The 13,421-nt window shown below is 61.5% G+C and carries 16 protein-coding genes and 1 pseudogene; all 17 read left to right on the forward strand.

The genetic code is table 11. The annotated features are described in order from the left end of the window. Positions 1 to 349 (forward strand): phage tail sheath C-terminal domain-containing protein (locus JWQ61_RS14435; RefSeq protein WP_304361135.1); only part of this gene is annotated, 349 nt, incomplete at its 5' end. A gap of 58 nt (positions 350 to 407) precedes the next feature. Continuing rightward, complete coding sequence (locus JWQ61_RS14440; RefSeq protein ID WP_041741712.1) at positions 408 to 854, forward strand: phage tail protein; 447 nt, start codon at positions 408 to 410, stop codon at positions 852 to 854. 15 nt (positions 855 to 869) lie between these two features. Further along, complete coding sequence (locus JWQ61_RS14445; RefSeq protein WP_304361136.1) at positions 870 to 1,226, forward strand: hypothetical protein; 357 nt, start codon at positions 870 to 872, stop codon at positions 1,224 to 1,226. Between the two features lie 11 nt (positions 1,227 to 1,237). Continuing rightward, positions 1,238 to 1,402, forward strand: coding sequence for a DUF6760 family protein (locus tag JWQ61_RS22120; protein WP_369684901.1), 165 nt, complete (start codon positions 1,238 to 1,240; stop codon positions 1,400 to 1,402). A gap of 1 nt (position 1,403) precedes the next feature. Further along, positions 1,404 to 1,877 (forward strand): phage tail protein, encoded by a 474-nt coding sequence (locus JWQ61_RS14450; RefSeq protein WP_304361137.1) that lies wholly within the window; start codon positions 1,404 to 1,406, stop codon positions 1,875 to 1,877. A gap of 44 nt (positions 1,878 to 1,921) precedes the next feature. After that, the gene (locus JWQ61_RS14455; RefSeq protein WP_304361138.1) at positions 1,922 to 3,451 is read left to right on the forward strand and encodes a hypothetical protein; all 1,530 of its coding nucleotides are present in this window, start codon (positions 1,922 to 1,924) and stop codon (positions 3,449 to 3,451) included. Then, positions 3,451 to 4,095 carry a peptidoglycan-binding protein LysM gene (locus JWQ61_RS14460; RefSeq protein WP_304361139.1) on the forward strand — a complete coding sequence of 215 codons (645 nt, stop codon included), beginning with the start codon at positions 3,451 to 3,453 and terminating at the stop codon, positions 4,093 to 4,095. The genes JWQ61_RS14455 and JWQ61_RS14460 overlap by 1 nt, the downstream gene beginning before the upstream one ends. After that, positions 4,088 to 5,131, forward strand: coding sequence for a phage late control D family protein (locus JWQ61_RS14465; protein WP_304361140.1), 1,044 nt, complete (start codon positions 4,088 to 4,090; stop codon positions 5,129 to 5,131). Before JWQ61_RS14460 ends, JWQ61_RS14465 begins: the two co-directional genes overlap by 8 nt. Further along, a complete protein-coding gene (locus JWQ61_RS14470) occupies positions 5,128 to 5,754 on the forward strand; it encodes a phage baseplate assembly protein V (RefSeq protein ID WP_304361141.1) in 627 nt (208 codons plus the stop codon). The genes JWQ61_RS14465 and JWQ61_RS14470 overlap by 4 nt, the downstream gene beginning before the upstream one ends. 8 nt (positions 5,755 to 5,762) lie before the next feature. Next, positions 5,763 to 6,176: a PAAR domain-containing protein gene (locus tag JWQ61_RS14475; RefSeq protein WP_304361142.1), complete on the forward strand. Its 414-nt coding sequence runs from the start codon at positions 5,763 to 5,765 to the stop codon at positions 6,174 to 6,176. Further along, complete coding sequence (locus JWQ61_RS14480) at positions 6,173 to 6,568, forward strand: GPW/gp25 family protein (protein WP_304361143.1); 396 nt, start codon at positions 6,173 to 6,175, stop codon at positions 6,566 to 6,568. The genes JWQ61_RS14475 and JWQ61_RS14480 overlap by 4 nt, the downstream gene beginning before the upstream one ends. A gap of 14 nt (positions 6,569 to 6,582) precedes the next feature. Next, positions 6,583 to 6,801 (forward strand): hypothetical protein, encoded by a 219-nt coding sequence (locus JWQ61_RS14485; RefSeq protein WP_304361144.1) that lies wholly within the window; start codon positions 6,583 to 6,585, stop codon positions 6,799 to 6,801. A gap of 11 nt (positions 6,802 to 6,812) precedes the next feature. Continuing rightward, positions 6,813 to 9,899, forward strand: a complete 3,087-nt coding sequence (locus JWQ61_RS14490) for a hypothetical protein (RefSeq protein ID WP_304361145.1) — start codon at positions 6,813 to 6,815, stop codon at positions 9,897 to 9,899. A 4-nt stretch (positions 9,900 to 9,903) separates the two neighbouring features. Continuing rightward, positions 9,904 to 11,049 (forward strand): hypothetical protein, encoded by a 1,146-nt coding sequence (locus JWQ61_RS14495; protein WP_304361146.1) that lies wholly within the window; start codon positions 9,904 to 9,906, stop codon positions 11,047 to 11,049. Continuing rightward, positions 11,046 to 12,056 (forward strand): phage tail protein, encoded by a 1,011-nt coding sequence (locus tag JWQ61_RS14500; protein ID WP_304361147.1) that lies wholly within the window; start codon positions 11,046 to 11,048, stop codon positions 12,054 to 12,056. The genes JWQ61_RS14495 and JWQ61_RS14500 overlap by 4 nt, the downstream gene beginning before the upstream one ends. After that, positions 12,057 to 12,899, forward strand: coding sequence for a hypothetical protein (locus JWQ61_RS14505; RefSeq protein WP_304361148.1), 843 nt, complete (start codon positions 12,057 to 12,059; stop codon positions 12,897 to 12,899). Positions 12,900 to 12,912: 13 nt separating this feature from the next. Then, positions 12,913 to 13,421 (forward strand): annotated as a pseudogene (locus tag JWQ61_RS14510) (hypothetical protein); the annotation flags it as partial.

Consider the following 13,421-nt stretch of genomic DNA (forward strand, 5'->3'; position numbering starts at 1 on the left):
CGGCAGCGAATGGACTTATGTCAGCGTCAGGCGCCTGTTCATCTATGTCGAGCAAAGCCTGAAGCAGAGCTTGCAATGGGTTGTGTTCGAGCCTAACGACCAGCAGACCTGGGCCTCGGTGACACGCGATATCAGCGCTTTCCTGACCACCCTGTGGCAATCCGGCGGCCTGTTCGGCGCCAGCGCGGCGGAGGCTTTTTTCGTGACTTGCGACGCCTCCAACAATCCGCCAGAGACACGTTCGCTGGGCCAGCTGTATATCGATGTCGGCCTGGCTCCGGTGTTCCCTGCCGAGTTCGTCATCATCCGCATGACGCAGAAAATCGCTGGCCCGGATTCCGGCTCATAACGGAAACTGGGAAACGGACCTGCCTTTTTCCAAACCAATTTGACTGCGGAGAATCACCATGGCCACACAATTAACCAATCCCTACCGCGGTTTCCGCTTCCAGGTGGAGATCTCGGGCATCCAGGTCGCGGCATTTTCGGAAGCCACGATTCCAGACAGCACGGTCGAAACGGTTGAGTACCGGGAAGGCACCGATCCGGTCTACAAACGTTCGTTTTCGGGCTTGACCACCTTCGGCAAGCTGAGCCTGAAAAAAGGCCTGACCGACTCGATGGAACTGTACAACTGGCACCAGCTGGTGGCCTTGCAGGGTTCCACCGCCAAGGGCGCCCAGAAAAACATCTCACTGATACTGCTCGACGCCGGCGGCGCGGCCAAGGCGCGCTGGAACGTCATCAACGCCTGGCCCAGCAAATACGAGAGCACCGGGCTGAACGCCTCAAGCAGCGACGTGATGGTGGAAACCTTCGAACTGACCATCGAATACATGACCAGAGTGTCTTAACCGGGAGCAGCCAGCATGAACGCAATCAGCACCGAAATCGAATTTTCCCTGCCGCTCGGCTACCGCGACGGCGACGGCAACCTGCACAAGAACGGCGTGATGCGGCTGGCTACCGCCGGCGACGAAATCCTGCCGCTGAAAGACCATCGGGTGCAGAGCAACCCGGCCTACCTGACCATTATTGTCCTGTCGCGGGTAATTGTGCGGCTAGGCAACCTGGACATGATCAACACCAAGGTCATCGAAGACCTGTTCGCCGCCGATTTCTCTTACCTGCAAAACCTGTACAACCGCATCAACCAGGTCGACGGCGAAGACAAGGTGGTGCAGATCGAGAGTTTCGAAGCCGCGGGAAAGCGCGCTTCCCTGTAGCGCCCGACCAGCTGTATGCGGAAATTGCTTTTCTTGCATATCACTTTCACTGGTCGTACGGGGAAATTCTGGCAATGGAACACGCAGAGCGCCGTCGCTGGTGCGGGGAGATCAGCAAGATCAACCAGACCATGAACAGCGACGATCCGCACAAAAGCCTAAATTTGGGAGCATGACATGGCTACCGGCGCAATATCGCAGCGCAAATCCGGCCCGCCGGCAAACCCTTTCAAGTCGTACAATTTTTACGTGGAAATGGGCGGCATCGTGGTCGGCGGCTTCACCACGGTCGAGGGCTTGCAGTCCAAAATCGAAGTCAAGAGCGTGCGCCAGGGCGGCGTCAACGATCTCGAATACAAGCTGGGCGGGCAGGTCACGTATGTCGACCTGGTGCTCAAGGCCGGCATCACCGCGCTGGATCCGATGTGGCTGTGGTACCAGGCCGCCTTGAACGGCAAGATCAAACGCCAGAACGGCTCGATCTACCTGCTGGACGACCAGGGCAATCCCACCGTCAGCTGGAATTTCTACAATGCCTGGCCGATCGAGTGGCAAGGTCCGAGCCTGGACGCAGGGCAGAACCTGGTGGCCAGCCAGAGTTTTACGCTGGCGCACGAGGGAATCAAGAAAAACAGCGGGAGCGGCGGTTGATGGCCGGGCGCACGCCAGTTTCCCCGGGGCGGCGCAGGCCGGTCTTGCGCACGGCCTGCGCCGGCGCCGCCATGGATTTCCAGGCTGGCGTTGCCGCCGGCGGACTGGCGCTGGCCGGCAGGCGCATGGCATGGCCGGAAAATTATCCGGGACTGAACCTGGCGTTCCTGCAAATGCAGCGGCCGGCTTCCGCAGGAAAGAATACGCAATACATCTCGCAGCATCATCATTGGCTGCGACTGGTGCAGCAATACATCCATCCTGTCGTCTCGCGCGAAGTGCGGCAAGAGGTCTTGCACGATGTCCGGCGGCAGATCGAGAGCCGTTTCGAAAAACACTACATGCAGCGTTTGCAGCAGGTGCTGCAGCTTGCCGTTCCGGCGAACCGGCCAGGCGATGGCAGCAGGCCTGCGCCGACGGCAAAGACAGGTCCGCAGGGCCCTGGACAACACCGCAGTGTCCTGCAAATGATGCGGCAGAATCAGGCCTGTGATTTCCGGAGCGCCCAGGATGACGCCATGCCCGATCAGGCAGACGGCATTGTTGCCCATCCATTGACGCTGCTGATGCAGCGCATGCCGGCAACACAGGCGCGGCAATCGACACCGCGCCGGAATAACGAAGCCGGCAGCCGGGCCTTCATGATAACCCTGGCGGCACGCCTCGCAGGTTTCGTCAGGCAAACCTTGCCGCCAACGCCAGGGCAGTTGCGACAGTCTGCCACGCACAGGCACAGTGCGCCGCAGTTCGCAAAACAAGCGGCGCCGGCCAGTCTTTCCTCACGCCCGTTGCAAGCCGGCCATCCGGTCAGCAGGTTCTTGCAGCTCAAGTTTGATACACAGGCAGCGCAGCGCACGACATCCGGGATGCACCTGAATCAGCGATATTTCCACTATCTGGACAGGCGCGATATTGACCGGAAACCGGAACAGCATTTCCACATGCGGGAAAAGACGGCGCTGCGCCGGCAGGAAACAGTACATCGCCGCGATGTGCAGGTGTTGCAGCTGGCGAGCAGGAGCGGCAGCCATGACTTCAGAACCGCCGGCAGCCGGCCCGCCTGGCGTAGCCGGGTGCAGCGCGTGACCGGGAATTCCGGCGGGGTCAGCCGCATGCATGCCTATGTATATAAATCCATGCTTCCTTCGTTGCCGGCAGCTGGCGCCGAGACCGGCAGCAAGCGGTTGCAGCATCTGACAACGCCGTCCTTGCCGCCATCGCCAACCGTGGTCGCCGCTTTGCCGCCAATGAACATTCTGGCTGCGGCAGGTTCCGCCAGCGGCGACCAGGTCTCCCTGCGGCATTACCAGGCGGGATTCACTACCGCACTGGCTTACCGCCAGCAACCGCAAGCCAGGCAAGCAGAAGTGCAGCGGCAAATGGAGCGCATCGAACACACGGTGCATACCAAGGTGGTGCGCGAGATCATGCACAGCAACCATAACCAGCAGCACATCCGCAGCGTGGTGACGGCGGCGATGCTGTCGCCGCAGATGGTGCAGGCGCTGGCGCGGCAGGTGCACGCCAGCATAGAGCAGCGCGCCGGCATCGAACGTTACCGCAGGGGGCGCTGATGCTGGAAATGGCCAAGATCGTGGTGCAGCAGACCCAGGAAGAAATCCCGGTCATGTACAACCCGACCGAACTGTCCTTGAACAAGACGGTAGTGCTGCTGGGACAAGGTTCGAATATCCAGTTCCAGCGGGTCGACGACGACGACCTGACGGTTTCGCTGTTTTTCGATACCTACGAACAGCAGACCGATGTGCGCGCCAAGACCAACAAGATCGTGGCGCTGACCCAGCCGACGGTCGGCAACGCCGAACGGCGCGAGCCGCCGGTAGTCGTGTTCACCTGGGCCGGCCCGCTGTTCGTCGGCATGATCAGCAAGCTTGACCAGAAGTTCACGATGTTCCTCAGCTCCGGCGTGCCGGTGCGGGCAGAGCTGTCGGTCACCTTCAAATCCGTGCTGACCAAGGAAGAGGACCAGCGCGCGCAGGGAAAATTCAATTGCCGCCAGTTGTGGCGCGTGAAGGAAAACGACCGGCTGTACCTGATTGCGCAGCAGACCCTGGGCGACGCCAGCCAGTGGCGCCTGATCGCGGAAGGCAACAACATCTACGATCCGCTGAATTTCCCTGGCCGCCATGACATCGGACGCATGCTGGTGATCATCGATACCCACGGCGAGACATACAACGGAGGCAGCAGTGCCTAGCGTCCAGACCGGCGGTTTCCGCATACTGAAAAACCGTAGCGCCTTGCCGACTTCGGTGATCGCGGCGATCCAGAGCGTGCGCGTGGAAGACGAGATAAATATCCCTACGATGTTCAGCATTACCCTGAATATCGTCTCGTCCGGCGGCGCCTGGCAGGATGTCAACCTGGATATCTTCAAGCCGGGCGACGAAATCACGGTATTCCTCGGCCTCGACAGCCTGCAGCAGATGATCAGCGCGGAAATCACCGCGATCGAGCCGCATTTCAGCGATTATTCCACCGCCACCATCCGCGGTTTCGACCGCATGTACTGGCTGAAATTCGGCACCCGCACCAGGACCTACCTCAACCTGGACGATAATGGAATCGTTTCCCAGGTAGCGCGCGCAGCCGGCCTGACCGTGAAATTGCCGGGCAGTCCGGCCATGGTCAACGACTATGTGCTGCAAAACAATTGCTCCGACTACGATTTCCTGATGCGCCGTTGCGCGCAGCTCAACTACGAACTGCTGATGGACGACACCACTCTGGTGTTCCGGCCGTCGGCGGAGGGCGGCAGCCCGGTCAAGACCATGAATTATCCAACGGATATCAGCGACCTCAGGCTCAGCCTGAAATTGCCGACCATGGGCAAGCAGGTCACGGTGAAGGGATACGACGTCGCATCGAACAAGGTGTTGACGGCGGTGGCCTCGTCCGGCAGTTCGCAGGACAAGATGGGCGGCAAGGAAACCGGCTACCAGCTGGCGCAGGCCTTTCCGGATTCGGATATCCAGCTGGAACGGCCCGACCTCAGCACGCCCGAAGCCCTGCAGGCAATCGCCAACGCGCAATACAAGCGCAACCTGAACCAGTTCATCGAAGGCAGCACCAGCGTGCTGGGCGATCCGGACATGGTGGCCGGCGTCAACGTCAAGCTGAGCGGCCTGAGCCAGCGCTTCAACGGCATTTATTACATTACTTCCAGCGTCCACAGCTACGACGTCAGCGAAGGCTACCAGACTGAATTCAAATTGAGAAGGACGGGCGTATGAGCATGAATGCGGACGAAGGATTTTCTTCGGGCAGCATGACGCTGGGCGTGACCCTGGGCACCGTCAGCAACACCAAGGACGATAAAGGGCTGGGCCGGGTCAAGGTCAATTTCATCCTGAAGGGACAGGAAATCGAATCCGGCTGGCTGCAAGTCATGAGCTTTTTCGCCGGCCCGGGTTATGGCGCGTTTTTCCTGCCGCAGCCGGGCGATTCGGCGCTGCTGGCGTTTGCCGACGGCGACGCCAGCCAGGCGTATGTGCTGGGCTTCATGTGGAATGGCGTGCAGAAGCCGCCGCTGGAAGTGGCGCAGCAACAGGACGTGCGCGTGATCAAGACCAAGGGCGGGAAAACCATCACGCTGGACGATTCGGAAAAGGAAAACATCACCATTACCGACAGCAAGAACAACCGCATCGTGATCGATACCGCCAACAACAAGATATCCATCAGCAGCGAAGGCGATTTCGCCATCAGCGCCAAGGGCACGCTGACCATCAGCGGGGCGCAGGTGGTGGTGCAGAACACGGCCGGCAGCGTCAAGGCGGATTTGTCGGGATCGGCGATGCAATTGCAGGGCGGGCAGAGCATCAAGCTGTCGGCCACGATGATCGACTTGAACTAGGAGCAAACATGGCACAAGGCGCAGCCAAGCAGGGCGACAGCATCGTCAACGCCGCCGATATCCATATCGTGCTGGTGCCGAGCCCGGGCGGGCCGGTGCCGACGCCGCAGCCGTTTCCGTTCAACGGCAAGATCACGCTCAACACCAGCCTGAACGTGCGTATCAACAGCCGGCCGGCGGCGACCGTGGGCTCGATGGCGCAAAACCTGCCGCCGCACATACCGGCCAGCGGCGCCTTCCAGATCCCGCCCACCAACCTGGGCCAGGTGATGATGGGCAGCATGACGGTGCGCATCAACGGCAAGGCGGCTGCGCGCGCCGGCGATATCTGCGAAACCTGCCATGACATACCGCCGGCCGGGCCGCAGGCGCCGCCGCCCATGGTGCAGGTGCTGGGCCTGAGCACGGTGAACATAGGATGAACAGCCCGGCGGACAGCGATTTTCTTGGCCAGGGCTGGGCCTTTCCGGTCGCTACCAGCGGCGGCAAGGTGCAGCTGGCAGCCGGCGCCGACGATATCCGGCAGGCGCTGCTGATCATCCTGCAAACCGCGCCTGGCGAGCGGGTGATGCTGCCCGCCTTCGGCTGCCGCATCAATGAACTGGTGTTCGCGGCCGGCAACGCCACCGCCGTCAGCCTGGCGCAGCTGTATGTGAAGCAGGCGCTGGACCGCTGGGAACCGCGCATCCAGACCTTGCAGGTGAACGTGACGATTACGCCGCAGCAGCCGAACTGCCTGCAGATCGCGGTCGACTACCTGATCCGTGACCGCAACCAGCCGGCCAACCTGGTGTTTCCTTTTTATCTTAAATAAACCCGGAGTCAGACATGAACCACGCAGTCATCGAAGCCAGAATCAGGGAACTGAAAGACAATTACCAGGCCGGACAGTCGCAACTGCGCGGCCTCGAGACGCAGCAAAAAGACTTGCAGCAAACCCTGCTCAGGATCAGCGGCGCGATCCAGGTGCTGCAAGAACTGATCGAGCTGCCGCTGCAGACCGAAGGGCCGGATGCCCAGGCTAACGTCATGCATTTCGCCAGGTAATCCGCTACGCCATGGCTGACCCGATCCTGGACTTCCGTACTGCCGAGCAGTTCTATCAGCAGGCGCTGAAGCTGGCCCAGACCTACGCTCCAGAATGGAGCGCCTACTGGCCGGCGGCCTTGACCGCGGCCACGCCCGATCCGGTCGGAGCGGCGCAGGCGGTCAACCAGGATCCGGGCCTGGTCTTGCTGAACCTGTTCGCCCAGCTGGCGGCATATACGGCAGGCATCGAGAACCAGATGCCGAACCAAAGGCGGCAGGCATTTTTCCAGAGCATGGGCATGCAGCTGCGGCCGCCGCTGGCGGCGCAGGCGCCGTTGCAATTCATGCTCAAGCCGGAGCAGCCGGCGAAGGCGGTGCCGGCGCAGACCGCAGTGCTCGACGCCGATGCGCAGGCTATCCGCTTCCAGACCAACCAGGAGCTGCTGGTGGTGCCGGTCAGCCTGTGCGCGGCCATGACCATCATGCCGGCGCAAGACCAGTACATCGACGCCATGCCGGCCCTCGCCGCGGGTGCAGCCAGCGTGCAGGGAGTGCCGCTGTTCGTCGCCGATGAAACCGCGGATCCAGCCGAACAGGCGCTGGGCCACTGGTTCATCATGGGCGACAGCCAGCTGTTCAAGCCCGATCCGGCGCTGCAAAGCATCAGCATCACCTTGTACGGCAAGCAGCTCTACAGCGATTATTTCGGCCAGTGGTTCGACGGCGCCCTGACGCCGCTGAGCGCGCGGCTGACGCAATCGGCCGACGCCCAGCAGCTGGAGATCCAGCTCAACCAGAAGCCGCAGGCGGCGGCGTTGACGATTGCCCAGGTGCAGCAGGAAATCTATCGGCAGGAAGACCCGGGCGCCGGTTTCACCGACGACGTCCTGCTGACCGGAGCGGACCAGCAGCCGGAATACTGGCTGCTGGTCAAACCCAGCCCGCAGGTCAAGGTGCTGGCGTCGCTGGCGCAGCAGCTGCCGGTCATCACCGGCATCCAGTGCACCTTCAAGGGCGATGCGATCCAGCCGCAGCAAGCCGCGTTCAACGTGGTGCTGCTCGATATCTCGAACGGCGCTTATCCGTTCGGCCAGTCGCCGCAGGTCGGCGATGCGTTTTATATCCGCAGCGACAGCGTCTTTTCGCGCAAGGGCGCGCAGGTCAACATTTCCTTTCAGCTGACCGCGGTCGCGGTAGAGTACCCGGTTACCCTGTACTGGCAATTCTGGGACGGCAAGCAGTGGCAGTCGTTCAACCAGACCTTGGCCCAGGCCAGCCAATACCAGTTCGTCGACAGCACCAGCAACCTGCAGCACGATAATACCGACGGTCCGACCCGGATCCAGTTCCAGTGCCCGGCGCTGGGCGAAACCACGGTCGCCGGCGGCGCCGGCTTGTGGATACGCGCGGTGATCGCCGCCGGCGGTTACGGCGAAGCCGGCGGTTTCACCACCACCAGCGTGGCCGATACGATAGACAGCATTCCCGTCGCAATCCTGACGCCGGAACAGAAAAACAGCGTGATCGCCTATCTGAACGATGTCGAAGGAATCAATTTTTCCTATCAGTTCAACCAGTCGCAGTTTTATCCGCCGTATATCCAGTCGCTGCAGATCGGCTACAGCTACGCGGCGCCGCCGACCCGCTACTGGAGCTACAACGCCTTCACCATGAGCCGCTTCCTGTTCAGCCCCTTCAAGCCGGTGGAAGAGGTGCTGACCGGCTTTTATTTTGCCTTCGGCACGGTCGATTTCGATAACTACACCGTGGGCAACAAGCTGACCCTGTATTTCTACCTGCAACAGGAAAGCGCCGCGCCAGGCAGCAGTTTGCAGTGGGATTATTACGACGGCCAGGCATGGCAGGCGCTGTCGGTGGACGACAGCAGCTACGGCCTGAGCCGTTCCGGCATCGTCAGCTTTACCGTGCCGGCAAGCATGCCTGCGTCCTACCTGTATTCGCAGACAGCGTACTGGTTCCGCATCAACAATCCGCATGTCAGCCGCACCATCCGGGTCTACGGCATTTATCCGAATACGGTCATGGCCAGCAACATCACCGGTGTCGACGACGAGGTGCTGGGTTCAAGCAACGAGCAGCCTTCGCAGAATTTCACGCTCGACTACACGCCGGTGCTGCCGAGCGTGGACCTGCAGGTGATCGAAGCGCGCGGACTCGACACCGTCGCCCAGGACGACGCCGCGCAAGACAGCGCCGGCGACACCACCGCCGGCAGCGAGATCAGCCGGCAGTGGCTGCAGGTGGACAATTTCACCTTCTGCGGCCCCACCGACCGCGTCTACACGCTGGATTGCCAGAACGGCCTGGTGACCTTCGGCGACGGCTACAACGGCATGATCCCGCCGCGCGGCTACAACAACATCGTCGCCGCCCATTACGACTATACGCAGGGGCTGGCGGGCAATGTCGGCGCGCATCGCTTGACCATGCTGCGGCCCGGCATCAGCAATATCGACGGGGTCGACAATCCGGCCCCGGCTGCCGGCGGCGTCAATGGCGATACGGTGGCCGATATCGCCGCCAACAGCCCGGCGCTGGTAAAGGCCGGCGGGTATGCGGTCGAGCTGAGCGAGCTGAGCGCGCTGGCGGCGCAGTCTTGCCAGCAGGTGGCGCAGGCGCGCGCGCTGGAAACGCCGCAACAAGACATCAGCATCGTATTGCTGGCGCTCAGCAGCGCGCCGGCGCCATACACCAGTCCGGAGATATTGAACCAGGTAGCGGCCGCCATCAAGCAGGTGTGCCTGGCGCCGCTGGCGCCGCGCATCAGTACCCGGGTGCCGGATTTCGTGGCGATCAATGTCAGCGCGCAGCTGGCGGTAAGCTGCGCGCCGGACCAGAAGAACGCCTTGCAGCAAAATATCGAACGCCAGCTGCAGGCGTTTTTCCAGCCGGTGTTCGGCGGCTCCGGGCAACAAGGCTGGCGCTTCGGACAAACCGTGCAGGCTTCCGCCGTCAGCCGTTTCCTGCGCACGCTGCCGCAGGTCGAAACGGTGCTCGGCCTGAACCTGAACGGCCACCAGAATGGCAACATCGCGCTATTGCCGGTGCAGCTGCCGGTGGCCGGCCAGATGACACTGTTACTTTACCTGGAGTAGGGCGATGAGCTTCGAATTGCCCGACCTCGACCTGAAGACCTACCAGCAGCTGGTGGTCGAGCTGGTGCGCAGGATTCCGCAATACACCAAGCTGTGGACCGACTATAACGATAGCGATCCCGGCATCACCTTGCTGCAGCTACTGGCCTGGCTGGACGAGTCGCTGTTGTACCAGGCCAACCAGATTCCGACCCTGACCGACGAAAATTTCCTGCGCTGGGTGCTGGGCCTAGCCTTCAGCAACAACCAGACCGAATACAGCAAGGCTGCCCAGACTTACTACGATTTCGATTTCCTGGCCCTGCAGGCGGCGCTGGCGCAAATCGAGCAAGGGCAGGCGGCCAGCAAGGCGACGCTGCAAAAAGAGATATTGCTTTACCTGCAAAGCCCATACCTGGCGCTGACCTTGCCGAACATCGCGGTGCTGGCGCTGCAAAGCAACCGCATGATCGAATTGCTGTATGAGCAAGCCGTGGCGCAGCAGAAAAAAAACCACTCCAGCATCCCGGTGCCGGTGCCGCTGTATGTGCAGCAGGCATATGCGCAGGCCTCGGAGCAGGCCAGCACCGCTTATCTGCTGAGCGACGCCGCCTGGAACTATATCTATCCGCTATATCCCAACAAGCAGCAGTATGCCTATTCCAGCACCACCATGCGCCGGCTGCTGTTGTTGCAGGGGAAAGACGAGCGCGCGCGGGAACAGACCTTGCTGAACCAGGTGAACTACTATCTGCAGCCGCGCGTGATTGCGGGCAGCGCGGTGCGGGTGCAGATGGCGCAGCTGACGCCGATCGACCTGACCCTGTCGATCCGCTGCAGCGCCGCGACGGTCATGTCGGTCACGCTGGATGCGCTGGTGAACCTGCTGTTCGGCTACCTGTTGCCGGCCGGCGGTCCCGACGGCCGGGGCTGGTCGTACGACGAGGCGCCGCAGGCCGACGACCTGCTGCATCTGATCCTCAGCGTGCCGGGAGTGGCTGCGCTGGAGAGCATGGACTATAACTTCATTCCCACCATTGTCCTCAACCAGATGGCGCAGCTTGGCGCCAACACCACGCTGGCCGACTTGCCGGCGGGGCGCAGCGCCATGCTGTACCAGGGCTTGCCGCGCTTGCGCTGCCTTGACATCACGGCGAGCAACCAGCCATGAGCAAGCCGCCATCCAGCTATCTGCGCTACCTGCCGGCGATCTATAGCGGCAAGGATTCGGCGTTTGTCGGCGACTATCTCAAGATATTCGAGAAGCTGCTGACTGGCATCGACGACGGCGAGTTGAACGGGCGCCGCGGCATCCAGGAACTGCTGGACGCCGATGTGGCCGGCAACCTGTTTTATCCGCGCCTGAGTTTCCTGTTCGACCCGGCCGGCACGGATTTCATGCCGCCGATTTCGGCGGCAAAACCGAACCAGCAGCAGGCTATCCTGGCTAACCTCGATAGTTACATCGGGGTGCCGCCAATCGCCAATCCGCTGGCTGCCTATGTCGCCGGGCAGGCTAGCGCGGGTTCGGCGCAAAGCGGGATCGAAGCCTGGCTCAACGGTTTCCTGAACTGGCTGGGCGGCTGGGTCGACCTGACGCTGGACAACAGCTGGAGCATCGACAAGAAACGCATGGTGACGGCGCAGATCCTGGCGCTGTACCGGTTGCGCGGCACGCCGCAGGGGCTGGGCTTCATGCTCGATTTGCTGCTGGACCTGCCAATGACCATCGAAGGCGTGGAGTACCAGATGGCAGGAGGCGGATTCCCGGCCAAGGCGGTACCGGTCAAGGGTCTGATCACGGTAGCGGTCAGCAACCCGGTTCCGCCCTGCATCAAGGTCGCCGACCAGGTGCAGGGAGCATTCATCCTGCAAGAGAGCTACGCCGCCGGCAGCCAGGTGGTGTCGGGTTACTTCCCTTGGCTGTTCAATGTGCAGATCACGCTGCCCAATGCGCACAACAGCGGTTTCGTCCTCACCAGCCAGAATGCACAGCAGGTGCTTAACCTGCAGCAGCAGTTGCAGCAGCTGCTGGCTAGCATCAAGCCGGCCGCCAGCCGTTTCACCATCACCATTTTCCCCAGCATGCAGTTGCAGGCGGTCACGCCGGCGACGCAGATATGCAATGCCGCAACGCTGGGTATCAACACTTTGCTGGGCCTTCAAGGAATCATATAAATGAGCGCGTTCATCCCACCCATTCCCTCCGATGCCGCAGTGCGCCTTAATTATCATGACGGCATGTTCCTGACTGCGCAAAACATGACGCTGGAGCAGAATTATTTTTCCAACTGGATCAAGCTGCAGAACCAGTGCCTGTACACCCCAGGCGTGCTGAACGGCTTCGATGTCGTGCTGCAGAACAATACCCTGGTGGTGGCGCCCGGCGTCGGCTTCGATTCCAGCGGCGATTTCCTGGTGTTTCCAGGCACCAGCGGCAACATGGTGCCGGCGGCGACCAACCAAGGCGACAGCTACGGACTGTATGCGGTATATCCGCCCACTCCCAACGTTTCCACCGACACCCTGGACCAGGCCGCCGTGCTGCAAAGCGCTTCATTGACCTACCCGCCGAGCAACTCGATCATCCTCGCCACGGTGACGATGGACAGCGCCAATCCCGGCATCATCAAAAGCATTGTCGACAGCCGGGTAGCGGTCACCAGCCGCCTGCCGGCCGAGCTGGGCAAGATGGCGGTCATCCAGTCCGGCCTGGCACAGGGCCTGGACGGCGCGCGTCACGGCAGCATCACGTTCGACACCCGCACGCTGCTGAAAGTCGGCGACCGGGTGTCGCAGCGGGTGTTTTACTTGGCCGCACAGGGGCCGGCTTTCAATGTGCCGCCCAGCGTCAACGCCACCGTGGTCGGCTCTTTCCCCTATGCGGTCAGCGTCAGCAATGTAGGCACTTCGCAGTTCACCTTGGACCTGGTAGCGATAGAAACCCGTGCCACCAGCGAGCCGTCGGCGCAGGTGAACTGGCTGGCCTTGTCCAACTCTTCCACGCTTGAGAACGCCTGACAGGAATCGCACCATGAGCAGTTCATTGATTCAACGTCCAAACTATTTCGCCGGCGAAGCCTTGCTGACCAGCGATTTTGCTTGCGAACAGCAGTACCACATGGATATCCAGAGCTTCAATAACCAAAGCCTGTATATCTGTGGCATCGCCAGCGGACTCGAGGTGTTCTGGGACGCCGAAAGCAGCGCCAACCAGGTGGAGGTCAGCCCGGGCATGGCGATCGACGGCCTGGGCCGCCAGATCATCCTGCTGCAGCCGCAGGTGGTGCGGTTGGACAATGTGGTGGCGGGAGCGACGTATTTCCTCAGCATCAACTACAACCAGGTGTATGCCGCTTACAGCGACGAGACCGGCGTCGCCGGCTACAAGCGGATCGTGGAGCAGCCGCAGATCCAGTATGTGCGCAACCTGCAGCAGCCGGCCATGAACATCCTGCTTGCCGTCATCAGTTTCACCACCCAGGGCAACATCAACCAGCTGACGTACCGCTCGGGCAACATCGAGCGGCGCTATGTCGGTTC

Source organism: Collimonas fungivorans (genome assembly GCF_028292705.1).
GTDB classification, from domain to species: Bacteria; Pseudomonadota; Gammaproteobacteria; order Burkholderiales; family Burkholderiaceae_D; genus Collimonas; species Collimonas fungivorans_B.